This window comes from Amorphus coralli DSM 19760 (genome assembly GCF_000374525.1).
GTDB classification, from domain to species: domain Bacteria; phylum Pseudomonadota; class Alphaproteobacteria; order Rhizobiales; family Amorphaceae; genus Amorphus; species Amorphus coralli.
In genome coordinates, this window is the sequence record NZ_KB894575.1 from 376,796 (window position 1) to 393,796 (window position 17,001).

Genomic DNA, 17,001 nt, shown 5'->3' on the forward strand with positions numbered 1-17,001 from the left:
AGTTACGCCGAAGGCGTCGCCGCGGCGAGCTCGCCGGCCAGCGCCTTGGCGATCAGCGCCCGCGTCTCGTCGATGCCGTAAAGCGCCACGAACGAGCCGAAACGCGGCCCCCGCTCCTGGCCAAGCAGCGTCTCGTAGAGCGCCTGGAACCAGACACCCGACACGCCGGGGCCGCCGTCCGGCCCCTTGCGCTTGGGATCGAGATAGCGCTCGTGCTGGCGCGCCACGTCGAGGATGGCGTCCTGGATGGCGGCGGGATCGCTGTCGGGGGCGAGCGTGCCGAGCTTGGCGTCGAGTTCCGACAGCGCCTGGCGCTCGGTCTCGTCGGGGGCGCGGAACACCTTCTTCGGCCGGACGAAATCCTCGAAGTAGCGGATCGCGTAGCCGACGAGGGCGTCGAGCTCGGGCGCGCTCTCCGGCGTGACGTCCGGCGCGTAGCGGGAGATGTAGGCCCACAGCACGTCGGCCGATTCCGCGTTGGATGCCGAGACGAGGTTGAGGAGCAGCGCGAACGACACCGGCATCTCCACCGCCGGCGGATGGCCGGAGTGGATGTGCCAGACCGGGTTGTTGACCTGGCCGGCCGCGTCCTGGCGCCCGAAGGCGGAGAGGTGGGCGAAATACTCGTCCACGGTGCGCGGAATGACGTCGAAATAGAGCCGCTTCGCCGTCTTCGGCTTCTGGAACATGAACAGCGACAGGCTCTCCGGCGAGGCGTAGGTGAGCCACTCGTCGATGGTCAGCCCGTTGCCCTTGGACTTGGAGATCTTTTCGCCGCGGTCGTCGAGGAACAGCTCGTAAACGAAATGCTCGGGCGGGTCGCCGCCGAGCACCGAGCAGATCCGGTCATAGACCGGCTGGTTAGAGAGATGGTCCTTGCCGAACATCTCGAAGTCGACGTCCAGCGCCGCCCAGCGGGCGCCGAAGTCCGGCTTCCACTGAAGCTTCACGTTGCCGCCGGTGACCGGCATGGTGATCTCGGTGCCGTCCTCGTCGTCGAAGGTGATGGTGCCGTCGGCGGCGTTCACCTGCTTCATCGGCACGTAGAGGACGCGGCCGGTCGACGGCGAGATCGGCAGGAAGGGCGAGTAGGTCGCCTGGCGTTCCTCGCGCAGCGTCGGCAGCATGACGTCCATGATCGCCTGGTAGCGTTCGGCGACGCGGATGAGGATGTCGTCGAAGCGGCCCGACAGATAGTAGTCGGTGGAGCTGGCGAACTCGTAGTCGAAGCCGAACGCATCGAGAAAGGCGCGCAGGCGGGCGTTGTTGTGGGCGCCGAAGGACTCGTGCGTGCCGAACGGGTCCGGCACCCGGGTCAGCGGCAGGTGCAGGCTTTCCGCCAGCTTCTCCTGGTTCGGCACGTTCTCCGGCACCTTGCGCATGCCGTCCATGTCGTCGGAGAAGCACAGGAGCCGGGTCGGGATGGCGTCCTTCGTCAGCACCCGGAAGGCGTGGCGCACCATGGTGGTGCGCGCCACCTCGCCGAAGGTGCCGATGTGCGGCAGGCCCGACGGGCCGTAGCCGGTCTCGAACAGAACCTCGTCCTTGCCGCCCTTGCGCTCGAGCCGCGCGATGATCTTGCGCGCCTCCTCGAACGGCCAGGCTTTGCCCTCCGTCGCCGCGGCCACGATCTCCTCGGTCAGATCGGCGGGAACGGCAGGGACGGTCATGACGGGTCTTTCTCGGTGTTCGGATGAAGAAGGGGACAGGCGCGCGCCGCATCGCGGTCCAAGCCGCCCGGTCCGGGCCGATGAACTAGGCACCTTCGGGAGGCGGGTCAATTCTTCTGCGCGGGCAAAAGCGCCGAATTCCGCCTTTCGGGGGCGATTTTCTGTCTCCGGACGATTTAATCCCCGTCGCGCATATTCTAGGGTGCGGCCCGCGCTGTGCGCAGACCCCTCATTCGCGAGACCCTCCGATGAACCAGCCGATCTCCCATCACGACGCCCTCATCTACGTCATGGTCACCATGTCCGCCGTGGACCGCACGATGACCGACGCGGAACTGCAGCGCATCGGGGAGATCGTCCGCACGACGCCGGTGTTCCGCGACTACCAGGAGCACAAGCTCGTGGGCTCGTCGGAAATCTGCGCGGAGATCCTGCAGGAAAATGACGGGCTGGAAACGGTTCTGGAACTGGTCCGCACCTGCCTGCCGGCGCATCTCTACGAGACCGCCTATGCGCTGGGCGTCGAGGTGGCCGCCGCCGACCTGCACGTGGAGCCGGAGGAACTGCGCCTTCTGGCCATGCTGCGCGACCGGCTGAACCTCGACAAGCTCACCACCGCCGCCATCGAGCGCGGCGCCCGGGCGCGCTACCGGACGCTCTGAAAATCCGCTTGCCGGACCCGGCGCGCCCGTGGTCAGCGGCGTTGGGGCCGACTTCGCCCTCAGCCAATCTCCGCCCCGCCGCTTCCCTCCAACCAGCGGACGACCGTCCGCCGGCCGGTCAGGCCGCCCTCCCGGAGCCGGTGAGCGAAGCGAACTCGGCGTGAGGGAATAGCCTAATTCAGCGTCGGCTGGGCGTCGGGCAGGTCGAGGGAGAAGGCGGGGATGTCCGCCTCGAACCGCTCGCCGTCCGACGTTTCCATCTCGTAGGCGCCGACCATGAAGCCGGACGGCGTCGGCAGCGGACAGCCGGACGTGTAGGTGTAGGCATCGCCCGGCGCGAGCACGGGCTGTTCGCCCACCACGCCGGGCCCGCGCACCTCCTGCACCCGACCGACCGCATCGGTGATGTGCCAGTAGCGGTTGACGAGCTGCACCGTCTCGCGGCCCTCGTTGGCGATCTCGATCGTGTAGGCCCAGAGGAAGCGCTGCTCTTCCGGCACCGATTCATCCTCCAGATACTGCGGATTGACGGTGATCCGGAGATTGCGCGTGGTGGTTTCGTACATCATCAACTTGAACTGATCCCTGTGGGGAGCGACCGCCTGTTGACCGCGCAAACGCGCGGACGAGAGGCGGCGGCCCCGTTCTCACGATGCATTCAAGCACACGAGACTTGCGTGGCGCTCTACGCCCGGCTTCGATGAACGTCAACGGTGTGCGCCCGGCGCCCCACCAACCGCAACGGCCCACCTTGCATGTTCGATGCCCGACTGCGCTCCCTGATCGACCCGCCGCTGACCGCCGCCGGCCGCCGCATTGCCGCGTCCGGCCTGCCGGCGGACGCGATCACGCTGGGCGGCTTCGCGCTTGGGCTGGCTGCGGCCGTCGCCATCGCGTTCGGACATTACACGCTGGGACTGGCCCTCGTCGCGCTCAACCGGGTCGCCGACGGGCTGGACGGCGCCGTGGCGCGGGCCACCGCCAAGACCGATCGCGGCGGCTTCCTCGACATCGTGCTGGACTTCTTTTTCTACGGGGCGGTCCCGTTCGCCTTCGCCGTTGCCGACCCGGAGAACAACGCGCTGGCCGCCGCCGCGCTGCTTCTGTCCTTCTATGCCAACGGCGCCTGTTTCCTGGCCTTCGCCATCTTCGCGGAGCGGCGCGGCATCGAGACCAGCGCGCAGGGCCAGAAGTCGCTGTTCTACCTGGGGGGGCTGGCCGAAGGCGGCGAAACCATCGCCGCCTTCGTGCTCATGTGCCTGGTGCCGGCCTGGTTTCCGGCCATCGCCTGGACCTTTGCGGCCGTCTGCGGGATCTCGGCGACAGCGCGGCTGATCATGGCGGCGCGGGTTCTGGCCGAAGCCGGGAGGGAGTCCCTTTAACCGCAATCCCGAACGGAAAACCGCAAGAGCACTTTTCCTGGGATTGCTCGGGTCAACCCAAGCTGACAGACGCCTTCTTGCCGGCGCGGTCGAGCGCCTGGGTCATGTCGGCGATCAGGTCGGCCTCGTCCTCCAGACCGATGGACAGCCGCAGCAGGCCCGGCCCGATGCCCAGTTCCTCACGCTGCTCGTCGGTGAGGCGCTGATGGGTGGTGCTGGCGGGATGGGTAATGAGGCTCTTGGCGTCGCCGAGATTGTTGGAGATCTTCACCACGTTGAGGGCGTTGGAGAAGGCGAAGGCCGGGTCGCGCCCGCCTGCGATCTCCAGCGCGATCAGCGTGCCGCCGCCGGTCATCTGCTTGCGCGCGATGTCGGCCTGCGGGTGGTCGGCGCGGCCGGGATAGATGACCCGCGCAACGCGCGGATGATCGGCGATGGCATCGGCAACGGCCGTCGCGCTCGCCGTCTGCTGACGGATGCGCAGCGGGTACGTCTCCAGCGACTTGAGCATGATCCAGGCGTTGAAGGGCGACATCGCCGGGCCGGTCTGGCGCAGGATGACGTCCAGCTTTTCCGTCACCCATTCCTCGTCGGAGAGGATGACGCCGCCCAGGCAGCGGCCCTGGCCATCGACGTGCTTGGTGGCGGAGTAGACCACCACGTCAGCGCCGAGCTTCAGCGGCGCCTGGTGCATGGCGGTTGCGAAGACGTTGTCGACCACGAGACGCGCGCCGACGGAGTGGGCGATCTCGGCCACCGCCGGAATGTCGACCAGCGCCAGTGTCGGGTTGGCCGGGGTCTCGGTGAAGAGCGCCGTGGTGTTGGGCCGGACGGCCTGTTTCCAGGCCTCCACGTCCGGCCCGTCGACCAGCGTCGCCTCGACGCCGAAGCGCGGCAGGAATTCCTCCACCACGTACCGACAGCCGCCGAACAGCGCCTTCGACGCGACCACGTGATCGCCGGCCTTGGTACAGGCGACCATGGCTGCCGTGACCGCCGCCATGCCGCTGGCGGTGGCCCGGGCGGCCTCGGCGCCTTCCAGAAGCGCCATGCGGTCCTGGAACATGGTGACGGTGGGGTTGCCGTAGCGGGAGTAGACGTAGCCGTCTTCCTCGCCGGCGAAGCGGGCTTCCGCCGCCTCGGCGCTCTCGTAGACGAAGCCCTGGGTCAGGTAGAGCGCCTCGCAGGTCTCGCCGAACTGGGACCGTTCGACGCCGCCATGCACGAGGCGGGTGGACGGACCGACATCGGAGGGCAGCGACGAAGACGACATGGCACTTCCTTTCGAGTTCACCCGGCGCCGGGCAAGCAAGAGCCGGACCGCAGGCACAAAAAAACCCGGTCGGGGGCGACCGGGGCGTACCTCGCCCGGCCTTTTTAGCGACTTGTTTAACGTGGCTGCAAGCCGGCCGGCTCAAATGACCACGGGACAAAAGGTCTTTACGCCGCAGTTTCCTTGGCGTCAATGCGCACTTCGGTTAGGTCAGGAAGACGACAGGCCGGGCGCGGCCAGACAAAGGGCGGACGGATCATGCAGGACGAAGCCGGCATCCTGCCGAGACAGGCCATCGCGGCGCTTTCCGACAGCGGCGCCATCGCCTGCGACCGGCCTTTCGATGCCGACCAGATCCAGCCGGCCAGCCTGGACCTGCGGCTCGGCACCGTCGCCCATCGCATCCGCGCAAGCTTCCTGCCGGGCCCGGACGGGCCGGTGGCCGACAAGCTGGCCGAGGTGACGCTGCACACCATCGACCTGACGCAGGGCGCGGTTCTGGAAACCGGCTGCGTCTACGTGGTGCCGCTGCAGGAGCGGCTGGCGCTGCCGGCCGACATCTCCGCCTCCACCAACCCGAAGAGCTCCACCGGCCGCCTCGACGTCTTCACCCGCGTCACCGCCGACCGGGCCGGCGCCTTCGACCGGGTGCCCGCCGGCTATACCGGGCCGCTCTATGCCGAGATCTCGCCGCGGACCTTCCCCGTCCTGGTGCGCGCCGGGTCGCGGCTTTCGCAGATCCGTTTCCGGCGCGGCAATGCCACGCTGACCGATACCGCGCTGAAGGCGCTGCACGATCGCGAGCCGCTGGTGACGCCGGGAGACGCGCTGATCGAGGACGGGCTGCAGCTCTCCATCGACCTGCAGAGCACCGACGGAAGCGGCCTCGTCGGCTACCGGGGCAAGCGCCACACCGGCGTCATCGACGTCGACCGCAAGGCCGGTTACGACGTCGCCGATTTCTGGGACCCGGTGACGGTACGGCCCGGCCGGGGCCTGATCCTGGATCCCGACGAGTTCTACATCCTGGTGTCGCGCGAGGCGGTGCAGGTGCCGCCGGAATGCGCGGCGGAGATGGTGCCGTTCGACCCGCTGGTGGGCGAATTCCGGGTCCACTATGCCGGCTTCTTCGATCCCGGCTTCGGCCACGGCACGTCCGGGGCGGGCGCGCGCGCCGTGCTTGAGGTCAGGAGCCACGAGGTGCCGTTCATCCTCGACCACGGCCAGGTGGTCGGCCGGCTGGTCTACGAGCGGATGGGAGAGCTGCCGGACACGCTCTATGGCGCCGGCCTCGGCTCCAACTACCAGGCCCAGGGGCTGAAACTGTCGAAGCATTTCCGGGCGGGCTAAGGGGCCAAGCGCCGGGCGGAGCGTTCAGGCGTCGGACGACGCCTCCGCCGGCCGGGCTGCGGCTATTTCCCCACGCAGGCCGGAGATCTCTCGCCTGAGCGCCCGCATTTCCTCGGCGATCTGCGCCTGCTCGTCGTGCAGCACCTGGCGCTCGGCATCCAGCGCCGCCTCGTGCTCCTGCTGCATGGCGGAGACGATGATGCCGATGAACAGGTTCAGCACGGTGAAGGCCGTCGCCATGATGAACGGCACGAAGAAGGCCCAGGCCATCGGATACTGTTCCATCACCGGCCGGACGATGCCCATCGACCAGGATTCCAGCGTCATGATCTGGAACAGCGAGTAGGCCGACGCGCCGAGCGTGCCGAACCATTCGGGGAACGACGCGCCGTAGAGGTTCGTCGCCATCACCGCGAAGACGTAGAAGATGATGGTCATCAGCAGCACGATCGAGCCCATGCCCGGCAGCGCGGCGATCAGGCCGCCGACCACACGGCGCAGCGACGGCACCACGGAGATCAGGCGCAGCACCCGCAGGATCCTGAGCGACCGCAGCACCGACAGGCCGTGCTGGCTGGGCACCACCGCGATCGCCACCACGACGAAGTCGAACAGGCTCCAGGGATCGCGGAAGAATTTGAGCCGGTGCACGTAGAGCCGGGCGGCGATCTCGACCACGAAGATCGCGATCACCGCGACATCGAGGAAGGCGAGAAGCTGCCCGGCGGCGGACGTCGCGTCCTCCCAGGTCATCAGGCCCAGCACGATGGCGTTGAAGATGATGAGGCCCGCGATGAACCACTCCCAGGTGGAGCTTTCGAGGAGGGTCTTCAGGCGCTGGCGCATCAGGCGGGCTCGTCGGGCGGATGACGGTCGGGGCGGGGCGAAGCCGGCGTCGGCGGTCGATGACACGCCCATAACGACGGCTGCGGCGACCCCTCATCTAATGCGCTTGACAGGACCCTTCCAGAGCGCTCTTTTCAGGACGCTTCGCGGGCGTAGTTCAGTGGTAGAACGTCAGCTTCCCAAGCTGAATGTCGTCGGTTCGATCCCGATCGCCCGCTCCACCCCCCTTCCCTGACAGATCCCGGCCACTGAGCACGGCACGCACCGTGCCGCGCGGCGTCGCGTCGGTTGCCGACCGCCGGGTCGCCCCTCAGGCCGTCAGGCGGGCGCAGGCCTCGGCGATGACCGCCTCCTCGTCGGTGGGGATGACGAGTGCCGGCGTCGGCCCGCGGGAGATGGTTCCGGCGTTGCGGTCGTTGGCGACCGGATCGAGCTCCAGGCCGAGGAAGCCGAGACCCGCGACGATCTCGGCCCGCACCCGGGCCGAATTCTCGCCGATGCCGCCGCAGAAGACGAGCGCGTCGAGCCCGCCCAGCACCGCCACCAGGCCGCCAATCTCGCGCACCGCGCGGGCCACGAAATAGTCGATGGCGCGTTCCGACGCCTCGGTGCCGGCGGCTTCGATGTCGCGCATGTCGGCGCCGACGCCGGAGAGCGCGATCAGCCCGCTGTCGTGGTAGAGAAGCCGTTCCAGCTCCTCTAGGCCCATGCCGTAGGCGCGCTGCAGATGGATCAGCGCACCGGGATCGATCTGGCCGCAACGGGTGCCCATGGCGAGACCGTCGAGGGTGGAAAAGCCCATGGTGGTGGCCTGGCCGAGGCCGCTCTTCATGGCGCAGGCGGAGGCGCCGTTGCCGAGATGGGCGACCACCACGCGCCCGGCATGCAGCGCCGGATGGCTCTTCTCCAGGCTGCGCGACACGCTGGTGTAGCTGAGCCCGTGAAAGCCGTAGCGGCGCAGGCCTTCGTCATAATAGCGCGGCGGCAGCGCGAAGGCGGTCTGGGCCCAGGGCATGGTGTGGTGGAAGCCGGTGTCGAAGCAGCCGACCTGGACCGCGCCCGGCACCAGCGCCTCCACGGCCCGCACGCAGGCGAGATTGATCGGCTGGTGCAGCGGCGCCAGGCGCTCCAGCTTCGCCAGTTCGGCGAGCAGCCCGGCGTCGAGGACGCGCGGCTCGTGCAGGGTGGTGCCGCCATGCACGATGCGGTGGCCGACGACGGAGAGCGGTGCCTCGCCCTGGTAGGGCGCCAGCGCCTCGACGAGACGGGCCAGCGCCTCGGTGTGGTCCGCCGCCTCGACCGGCCGGCTGGATTTCTCGGTGCCCTCGCCGGCGATGGACAGGACCGCCTCGTGGCCGATGCGCGCGACCATGGCGGAGGCCACGCGAACCGGTTCGCCCCCTCCCCGCTCGTAAAGGGCCACCTTGAGACTGGACGAGCCGGCATTGACGGTCAGGATCATGGAGCCCTCTTCGTTGATGTCCTGAGCGGATAGCCCGGCCGCATTGCAGATATGCGACCGACCGGCGCGGACCGGCGCCCGCTCCGCCGGTTCAGGCGAAGGAGAGGCGCGACAGCTCCTCCGCCGCGGCGCGCAGCTGCGGCAGGTGATCCTTGGCCCGGGCGATGTCGAAGCGCTGGGTCGGGGCGTGGAAGGACAGCGTGGCGAAGAGCCGGCCGTTGGTGTCGCGGACCGGCACCGCCAGCGCGATCATCCCCTCCATGAACTCCTCGTCGTCGGTGGCGAAGCCGTCGGCGCGGATCTGCAGCAGGGCGGCGCGCAGCCGGTCGGGATCGGTGATGCTGTTGGGCGTGCGCGGTTCCAGCCTTGCCGCCGCGAGATAGCGGTCGAGATGCCGGTTGGGCAGCGAGCTCAGATACATCTTGCCGGACGAGGTGCAGTAGAACGGCACCCGGGTGCCCACCGGCAGCTGGATGCGCAGCGGCCAGGCCGTCTCGACGCGCTCCAGGTAGATCATCTCGTCGCGCTCGGGCAGCGAGATGTTGCACGTCTCGCCGATGCCCGCGGCAAGCCGCGTCAGGATCGCCAGCCGCGCGGTGCGCAGCCGGAGCGACGACAGGATGCCGCCGGCCATCTCGCGCGCGCGCCGGCCGGGGGCATAGCTGCGGCCGTCGATGTCGCGCTGCAGGAAGCCCTCCTCCTCCAGCGTCGCGAAGAGCCGATGGATCGTGGGCTTGGGAAGGCCGATCGCCTGGTTGATCTGGGTGGGGGTCACCGGCACGCCGGCGGCCGCCACCGCCTCCATCACCAGAAGCAGCCGCAGATTGGTCGGGATCGTCTCCTTTCCCTCGTCGAGAACCTGCATGCGCCTCCGCCCGCACCGTGAATGGACCCAGCCAAGTCGCCAAGACCTTAGGAGAAGGGGGGGAGCGCATCAATTCGCAGTTTGCCGCCATGACGATGGTGCCCGCCCCCGATCCGTCGATGCAGCGCATCATAATCCATTTCATTTTGATACTTGAAGTCTCATTATCAAAAGGCAATGATCGACCCACACACCGGCGAACAGGTGGACGGGAGCGCATGGACACGGGAGCGGCAGAGCTCAGGGCGGATTATGTGATCGTCGGCGCGGGGTCGTCCGGGTGCGTTATCGCCAACCGGCTGACCGCAGATCCGTCGGTGCGCGTGATCCTGCTGGAAGCCGGCGGCCGCGACACCAATCCCTGGATCCACGTGCCGGTCGGCTACTTCAAGACGATGCACAATCCGGCTGTCGACTGGTGCTACCGCACCGAGCCGGACCCGGGCCTGAACGGGCGCAGCCTGGAATGGCCGCGCGGCAAGGTGCTCGGCGGATCGTCGTCGCTGAACGGTCTGCTCTATGTGCGCGGCCAGGCCCAGGACTACGACCGCTGGCGCCAGATGGGGCTGGAGGGCTGGGGCTGGTCCGACGTGCTGCCGCTGTTCAAGCGCTCGGAGAACCAGGAGCGCGGCGGCGACGCCTATCACGGCACCGACGGGCCGCTGGCGGTCAGCAACATGCGGCTGGTGCGCCCGGTCTGCGACGCCTGGATCGCCGCGGCCGAGGCCGCCGGCTATCCCTTCAACCCCGACTATAACGGTGCCAGCCAGGAGGGCGTCGGCTACTTCCAGCTCACCGCCCGCAACGGCCGGCGCTGCTCGGCTGCGGCCGCCTTCCTGAAACCCGTCCTCGACCGGCCGAACCTGAAGATCGTCACCCGGGCGCACGTGCGCCGCGTGGTGATCGAGGAGGGACGCGCCACCGGCATCGAATATGGAGACGCCTCGGGCGCCGTGCGGGTGGCGTACGCCGACGGCGAGGTCATCCTGTCGGCCGGCGCCATCGGCTCGCCGCAGATCCTGATGCTCTCCGGCGTCGGCGAGGCGGCGCACCTTGCCGAGCACGGCATCGCGCCGGTGGTCGATCTGCCGGGCGTCGGCCGGAACCTTCAGGACCATCTGCAGGCCCGCCTGGTCTACAAGTGCACCGAGACGACCCTCAACGACGAGGTGCGCAGCCTGGTGGGCCGCGGCCGCATCTTCATGGAATACGCCCTCTTCCGAACCGGCCCGATGACCATGGCGGCGAGCCTGGCCACCGGCTTCATGCGGACGGACGAGCGCGTGGAGACGCCGGACATCCAGTTCCACGTCCAGCCGTGGTCGGCCGACAGTCCCGGCGAGGGTGTGCATCCCTTTTCCGCCTTCACCATGTCGGTCTGCCAGCTCCGACCGGAAAGCCGCGGCGAGATCCGGCTGCGCTCACCGGACGCGGCCGACCACCCGGCGATCCACCCCAACTACCTGGCCACCGAGACCGATCGGCAGACCATCGTCGCCGGCATCAAGATCGCGCGGCGGATTGCCGACAACTCCCCCCTTCGCGAAAAGATCGCGGTCGAATACCGTCCGGGACCGGACGTTGCGGCGGACGACGACGACGGGCTTCTCGACTGGGCGCGGAACTCGGCAACGACGATCTATCACCCCACGGGAACCTGCCGGATGGGCGTTGACGGCCAGGCGGTGCTGGACGCGCGGCTGCGCGTGCGCGGCATTCGCGGCCTGCGCGTCGCCGACTGTTCCGTCATGCCGGAGATCGTTTCCGGCAACACGAATGCGCCGGCCATCATGATCGGCGAGAAGGCAAGCGACATGATCGCCGAAGACCGGCACTGAGCCCGGACCGGCGACCGTCAGGACAGACTGGAAAACGGGGAAGACACCCATGCGCATGACCACGGAAGAAGCCTTCGTGAAGGTGCTCCAGATGCACGGCATCGAGCACGCCTTCGGCATCATCGGCTCCGCCATGATGCCCATCTCCGACCTCTTCGGCCGAGCCGGTATCACGTTCTGGGACTGTGCCCACGAGGGCTCCGCCGGCATGATGGCGGACGGCTACACGCGCGCCTCCGGCAAGATGTCGATGATGATCGCCCAGAACGGGCCGGGCATCACCAACTTCGTCACCGCGGTGAAAACCGCCTACTGGAACCACACCCCGCTGCTTCTGGTCACGCCGCAGGCGGCGAACAAGACGCTGGGCCAGGGCGGTTTCCAGGAAGTCGAGCAGATGAAGCTGTTCGAGGACATGGTGGCCTACCAGGAGGAGGTGCGCGACCCCTCCCGGGTGGCCGAGGTGCTGAACCGCGTCATCCTCGAGGCGAAACGTGCGAGCGGCCCGGCACAGATCAACGTGCCGCGCGATTTCTGGACCCAGGTCATCGACGTGCCGCTGCCGCAGATCGTCGAGTTCGAGAGGCCGGCCGGCGGTGACGCGGCGATCAGCGAGGCGGCAAAGCTCTTGGCCGGCGCCCGGTTCCCGGTGATCCTCAACGGCGCCGGCGTCGTGCTCGCCGGGGCCATCGACGACACGGTGGCGCTGGCGGAGCGTCTCGATGCGCCGGTGTGCGTCGGCTACCAGCACAACGACGCCTTCCCGGGCTCGCATCCCCTGGCCGCCGGCCCGCTCGGCTACAACGGCTCGAAGGCCGGCATGGAGCTGATCTCCGAGGCCGACGTGGTGCTGGCGCTCGGCACCCGGCTAAACCCGTTCTCCACCCTGCCCGGCTACGGCATCGACTACTGGCCGAAGGACGCCAAGGTCATCCAGGTGGACATCAAGCCGGAGCGCATCGGCCTCACCAAGCCGGTCTCGGTCGGCATCGTCGGCGATGCCGGCAAGGTGGCCCGCCGCATCCTGGAACTCCTGCCGGAGGACAAGGACGAGGAGGCCGGCCGCAAGCGGCGCGACACGATTGCCATGCGCAAGTCGGCCTGGGCCCAGCAGCTCTCCTCCATGGACCACGAGGACGACGATCCCGGCACGACCTGGAACGAGCGCGCCCGCGCCGCCAAGCCCGACTGGATGAGCCCGCGGATGGCGTGGCGCGCCATCCAGGCCGCCCTGCCGCGCGACGCCATCATCTCCACCGACATCGGCAACAACTGCGCCATCGGCAACGCCTACCCGGCGTTCGAGGCGGGCCGGAAATATCTGGCGCCGGGCCTGTTCGGCCCCTGCGGCTACGGTCTCCCGGCGATCGTCGGCGCCAAGATCGGCTGCCCGGACACGCCGGTCGTGGGCTTTGCCGGCGACGGCGCCTTCGGCATCGCCGTGAACGAGCTCACCGCCATCGGCCGGTCCGAATGGCCGGGCATCACCATGGTGGTGTTCCGCAACTATCAGTGGGGCGCGGAAAAGCGCAATTCCACGCTGTGGTTCGACGACAACTTCGTCGGCACCGAGCTGGCCGACGGCGTCAGCTATGCCGGCATCGCCCAGGCGTGCGGCCTGAAGGGCGTGCAGGCGCGCACCATGGACGAGCTCACCCAGGCGCTGGACCAGGCCGTCCGCGACCAGATGGAGAGCGGCAAGACCACCCTCATCGAGGCGATGATCAACCAGGAACTGGGCGAGCCCTTCCGCCGCGACGCCATGAAGAAACCGGTCGCCGTGGCCGGCGTCGACAAGGCGGACATGCGTCCGCAGGCCTGACACCGCACCCGGCGCGGACGGGCCAGCCCCGTCCACGTGACCCCAGACACGAGGCGCGGAGAATCCGGCGAAGACCGGGCGCCGAGACAACGGAGAGACCAGAAGGGACGGGGCCAGACCGCCAATCGGAGATTGCGTCGACCCAACGATTGATATCTTATTGAGGCTATAAGTCTCATTTTCACCAGGGAGGGAAGATGAGAGTTGCGTCGTTCTCGCGTGAGGACGTGATCGGGACGCCTGCCGACAGAGGTCCGAAAAAGGCCCGCCGGGCACGCGACCCCCAGCCAGTGCAGCGCCTCCGGCCGCCTCCTGCGGACACCAACAAGGGGAGGAGGCGATGGCTATGAGCCCGGAGGCCGAACACCGGCTTCGCCGTCTCACGCGCATACTGGACTTTCCGGGCATGCTGGTCGGCAAGGCAGCCGCGTGGCTGATCGTGCCGATGATCGGCGCGCTGGTCTACGAGGTGATCGCGCGCTTCGGCTTCAACAGCCCGACCATGTGGGCCTACGACGCGACGTTCATGTTCTACGGCGCGCTGTTCATGCTGGGCGCGGCCTACACGCTGGGCCAGGACAGCCACGTGCGGGCCGACTTCCTGTTCAACATCCTGACGCCGCGCTGGCAGGGAATCATCGACGGGCTGTTCACGCTCGTCCTGTTCTTCCCGGCCATGTACTTCTTCACCGTGGCGACCTTCGACTACGCGATGGTGTCGTGGATGCGCGGCGAGCGGATTCCCACCAGCCCGATGATGCCAATCATCTATCCGCTGAAGACGGTCATGCCGATCACCGGAGCGCTGCTCCTGATCCAGGGCGTCTCGGAACTCCTGAAGAGCTATTTCAGCATCGTGACGAACCGGCGTTTCCGCGCTCCGGGCGAGGAGGCACGGGTATGACCGATGCAACCCTCGGCCTGGTGTCGCTCGGCCTCATCTTCGTCGGTCTCCTGACCGGCTATCCTATGGCCTTCACCTTCATCTTCATCTCGCTGGTGTTCGGCTGGCTGGGGATGGGCGATCGCGTGATCTCCCTGATGCAGTACCAGTTCTTCGCGCTGATGCGCGACACGACACTGGCCGCGATCCCGCTCTTCCTGTTCATGGGCTTCGTGCTGGAGCAATCCGGCCTGATGGAGCGCATGTTCAAGGCGCTCAGGCTGCTGCTCGGACGGGTGCGCGGCTCGCTCTACCTGATCGTGCTCCTGGTGGCGACGGTGTTCGCCGCGGCCACCGGCATCGTCGGTGCCTCGGTGACGGTGCTCGGCGTCATGGCCGCGCCGATGATGATGCAGTCGGGCTACGACACCCGCCTGTCGGCCGGCGCGATCGCAGCCGGCGGCACCCTCGGCATCCTGATCCCGCCCTCGATCCTGCTGATCGTCATGGGACCGGTGGTCGGCGTGCCGGTGTCGGACCTCTTCACCGCGGCGATCATTCCCGGCCTGATGCTGTCGACGGCCTACATCGCCTACACGCTGATCAAGAGCTACCTGAACCCGGAGCTCGGACCGCCCCTCAGCCTGGAGGAGATCAACGAGACCAGCGGCGCGGAGAAGGTGCGCGAGCTCTTGCTCGGCATCATCCCGGTGACAGTGGTCATCGCCTTCACGCTCGGCGTCATCATCGGCGGTGTCGCGACGCCGACCGATGCGGCGGCGAGCGGCGCGCTGGCCTCTCTGGTGCTGGCCCTGGTCTACCGGCGGATGTCGTGGCCGTCCTTCAAGAAGTGCGTCTACAGCACGCTGACCATGTCGGCGATGATCATGTTCCTGCTGGGCTCGGCCAACTTCTTCGGCGCCGTGTTCTCCCGGCTGGGCAGCGCCAACCTCCTGACGGACTACCTGCTGAGCCTACCCTTCTCGCCGACGATCATGCTGATGATCATCCTGGCGATCGTGTTCGTGCTCGGCTCGCCGCTGGAATGGATTCCCATCGTGCTGGTGATCGTGCCCATCTTCCTGCCGACCATGGTGGAGATGGGCTACGATCCGCTGTGGTTCTCCATCCTGATCGCCGTGACGCTGCAGACCTCTTGGCTGACCCCGCCGATGGCCTTGTCCGCCTACTTCCTGAAGGGCGTCGTGCCGCAATGGAAGATGGGCGACATCTATCTCGGCATGACCCAGTTCGTGGTGCTGCAGCTCATCGTCGTCGCCCTTCTGGTGGCCTTCCCGCAGATCGTGCTGTGGCTGCCAAACGCGCTTCAGTGAAGACCCCGTCCAACCAGAGCAACAAGGGGCCTTCGCCGACCGTCCGGAGATCCCGGACACCGAACCAACCCTAGGGAGGAAATACCGATGAAACGCTCACGCATTGCCTGCCTGGCGGGAAGCGCCCTTGGCGCCTTCTGCCTGCTCGCCGGATCGGCGAGCGCCCAGGACGACAGCTACGAGATGCGGATCCAGACCGCGATCCCCAACTCCAGCCTCTACTTCAAGCTCCTGGAAGACTTCGCCGGCCGCGTCGAGGCCATGTCCGGCGGCCGCCTCGAGGTGGAGGTGCTGCCCGACGGCGCCGAAGTGAAGGCGTTCGAGATCCTCGACGCCGTCGACGCCTGCCTCGTGGAGGCGGGCTACGCCTGGCCGCACTACTGGTCCGGCAAGCACCCGGCCTACGTGCTGTTCTCCAACGTGCCGGCCAGCACCGGCATGGACCAGCAGACGCTGATGTCCTGGTACTACAGCGGCGAGGGCCAGGCGCTCTACAACCAGCTCACCCAGGAGGTGATGGGACTGCGCGTCGTGCCGTTCCTGATGCAGCCCATGGGGCCCGATCCGCTCGGCTGGTTCTCCAAGAAGTTCGAGAACATGGACGAGTTCCGGTCCATCAAGTACCGCTCGCCGCCGGGCATCGCCGGCCAGACCTACACGGCGATGGGCGTTCCGGCGGTGGCCATGCCGGGCGGCGACATCGTGCCCTCGGCCCAGCGCGGCACCATCGACGCGGCGGAATGGATCGGCCCGGCCGACGACCGCAATCTCGGCCTCAGCAAGATCTGGGATTACTACTACCTGCAGGGCCTGCATCAGCAGACCGACGTCGGCGAGCTGATGATCTGCCAGGACTTCTGGGAGGACCTGCCGGACGACCTGAAGGCCATCGTCGAGACCGCCATCATGGCGAACGCCATGCGCACCCAGGCGGACAATCTCTACGAGAACTCCAAGGCCGTGCAGGAGTACGAGGAAGAGGGCATCACGCTGCTAGATACCCCGGACGAGTACTACACGCTGTTCATCGAGGCGCAGAACGGCGTGGTGAAGAAGTACATGGAAGACGACGACTTCTTCGCCAAGGTCTACACTTCGCAGTCCGACTTCGCGGACCTGGTGCACCCGTACCATTCCCGGGTGCGCAAGCTCCACAGCGAGGTGGTGGACGGCGCCCACAAGGCGAAGCAGGCTCAGTAGGACGGCGTCACACCCGTCCTGTCACGCGATGCGAGCGGCCGCCGGAGGCATCCGGCGGCCGTTTGCTTTGGCAGCCGGTCCGCATGGCGCGCCGTCTCGCCGACCTGTGGTTCACCGCTTTCCGGTTCTCATGCCTTGGGCCAACGAGTTTATCCCCGTGCGGGCTTTTGGCCTGCCGGGGTTTTTCGTTGTGCTTTGGTTTTTTGGGGGAGTGAGTTGTGTTGAGAAGGTTTCGTGATTGTTTTTGCTATGCTCTGCAGGCCTGGCGGCGACCTACTCTCCCGCGTCTTAAGACGAAGTACCATCGGCGCTGAGGGGTTTAACGGCCGAGTTCGGAATGGGATCGGGTTCAGACCCCTCGCCAGAACCACCAGGCCGGCGGAACATAGCAAGGACACTGGTCTTTTCTTCGGT

14 protein-coding genes, 1 tRNA gene, 1 rRNA gene and 1 riboswitch are annotated in these 17,001 nt (G+C 67.6%); of the genes, 9 read left to right on the forward strand and 7 right to left on the reverse strand.

The features are described 5' to 3' along the window. Positions 1–2: 2 nt before the first annotated feature. The gene (locus C507_RS0116770; RefSeq protein WP_018700879.1) at positions 3–1,670 is read right to left on the reverse strand and encodes a lysine--tRNA ligase; all 1,668 of its coding nucleotides are present in this window, start codon (positions 1,668–1,670) and stop codon (positions 3–5) included. 248 nt (positions 1,671–1,918) lie between these two features. Between C507_RS0116770 and C507_RS0116775 the strand changes: the two genes are divergently transcribed. Continuing rightward, positions 1,919–2,332, forward strand: coding sequence for a tellurite resistance TerB family protein (locus tag C507_RS0116775; protein ID WP_018700880.1), 414 nt, complete (start codon positions 1,919–1,921; stop codon positions 2,330–2,332). 173 nt (positions 2,333–2,505) lie between these two features. Here the strand turns inward: C507_RS0116775 and apaG are convergent, their stop codons facing one another. Then, positions 2,506–2,898 carry a Co2+/Mg2+ efflux protein ApaG gene (gene apaG / locus C507_RS0116780; RefSeq protein ID WP_026319183.1) on the reverse strand — a complete coding sequence of 131 codons (393 nt, stop codon included), beginning with the start codon at positions 2,896–2,898 and terminating at the stop codon, positions 2,506–2,508. 189 nt (positions 2,899–3,087) lie between these two features. On the opposite strand from apaG, the gene C507_RS0116785 reads away from it, so the two are divergent. Further along, positions 3,088–3,714 (forward strand): CDP-alcohol phosphatidyltransferase family protein, encoded by a 627-nt coding sequence (locus C507_RS0116785; protein WP_018700882.1) that lies wholly within the window; start codon positions 3,088–3,090, stop codon positions 3,712–3,714. Between the two features lie 52 nt (positions 3,715–3,766). Here the strand turns inward: C507_RS0116785 and C507_RS0116790 are convergent, their stop codons facing one another. Continuing rightward, a complete protein-coding gene (locus C507_RS0116790) occupies positions 3,767–4,987 on the reverse strand; it encodes an O-succinylhomoserine sulfhydrylase (RefSeq protein WP_018700883.1) in 1,221 nt (406 codons plus the stop codon). Positions 4,988–5,070: 83 nt separating this feature from the next. Next, positions 5,071–5,150: riboswitch (SAM riboswitch) on the reverse strand. 95 nt (positions 5,151–5,245) lie between these two features. On the opposite strand from C507_RS0116790, the gene C507_RS0116795 reads away from it, so the two are divergent. Continuing rightward, on the forward strand, positions 5,246–6,337 hold the full coding sequence (locus C507_RS0116795; protein WP_018700884.1) for a 2'-deoxycytidine 5'-triphosphate deaminase: 1,092 nt from the start codon (positions 5,246–5,248) through the stop codon (positions 6,335–6,337). A 24-nt stretch (positions 6,338–6,361) separates the two neighbouring features. Here C507_RS0116795 and C507_RS0116800 read toward each other — a convergent pair whose 3' ends face one another. Beyond that, a complete protein-coding gene (locus tag C507_RS0116800) occupies positions 6,362–7,183 on the reverse strand; it encodes an ion transporter (protein ID WP_018700885.1) in 822 nt (273 codons plus the stop codon). A 146-nt stretch (positions 7,184–7,329) separates the two neighbouring features. On the opposite strand from C507_RS0116800, the gene C507_RS0116805 reads away from it, so the two are divergent. Then, positions 7,330–7,404, forward strand: a tRNA-Gly gene (locus C507_RS0116805). Between the two features lie 89 nt (positions 7,405–7,493). On the opposite strand, the gene C507_RS0116810 is transcribed toward C507_RS0116805, so the two are convergent. Continuing rightward, positions 7,494–8,645 (reverse strand): acetate/propionate family kinase, encoded by a 1,152-nt coding sequence (locus tag C507_RS0116810; protein WP_018700886.1) that lies wholly within the window; start codon positions 8,643–8,645, stop codon positions 7,494–7,496. Between the two features lie 91 nt (positions 8,646–8,736). Then, positions 8,737–9,510 (reverse strand): IclR family transcriptional regulator, encoded by a 774-nt coding sequence (locus C507_RS0116815; RefSeq protein ID WP_018700887.1) that lies wholly within the window; start codon positions 9,508–9,510, stop codon positions 8,737–8,739. Between the two features lie 218 nt (positions 9,511–9,728). Here C507_RS0116815 and C507_RS0116820 point away from each other — a divergent pair, with 218 nt between their 5' ends. The 5 genes from C507_RS0116820 to C507_RS21850 all read left to right on the forward strand — a co-directional run bounded on the left by C507_RS0116820 (position 9,729) and on the right by C507_RS21850 (position 16,587). Next, complete coding sequence (locus C507_RS0116820; protein ID WP_018700888.1) at positions 9,729–11,348, forward strand: GMC family oxidoreductase; 1,620 nt, start codon at positions 9,729–9,731, stop codon at positions 11,346–11,348. A gap of 49 nt (positions 11,349–11,397) precedes the next feature. After that, on the forward strand, positions 11,398–13,170 hold the full coding sequence (gene xsc, locus C507_RS0116825) for a sulfoacetaldehyde acetyltransferase (RefSeq protein ID WP_018700889.1): 1,773 nt from the start codon (positions 11,398–11,400) through the stop codon (positions 13,168–13,170). 340 nt (positions 13,171–13,510) lie between these two features. Further along, a complete protein-coding gene (locus C507_RS21845) occupies positions 13,511–14,074 on the forward strand; it encodes a TRAP transporter small permease subunit (protein WP_083923630.1) in 564 nt (187 codons plus the stop codon). Then, positions 14,071–15,387, forward strand: coding sequence for a TRAP transporter large permease (locus C507_RS0116835; RefSeq protein WP_018700891.1), 1,317 nt, complete (start codon positions 14,071–14,073; stop codon positions 15,385–15,387). Before C507_RS21845 ends, C507_RS0116835 begins: the two co-directional genes overlap by 4 nt. An 87-nt stretch (positions 15,388–15,474) precedes the next feature. Beyond that, positions 15,475–16,587 carry a TRAP transporter substrate-binding protein gene (locus C507_RS21850; protein WP_018700892.1) on the forward strand — a complete coding sequence of 371 codons (1,113 nt, stop codon included), beginning with the start codon at positions 15,475–15,477 and terminating at the stop codon, positions 16,585–16,587. Between the two features lie 260 nt (positions 16,588–16,847). On the opposite strand, the gene rrf is transcribed toward C507_RS21850, so the two are convergent. Beyond that, positions 16,848–16,962 (reverse strand): 5S ribosomal RNA (rrf, locus tag C507_RS0116845). Positions 16,963–17,001: the final 39 nt, after the last annotated feature.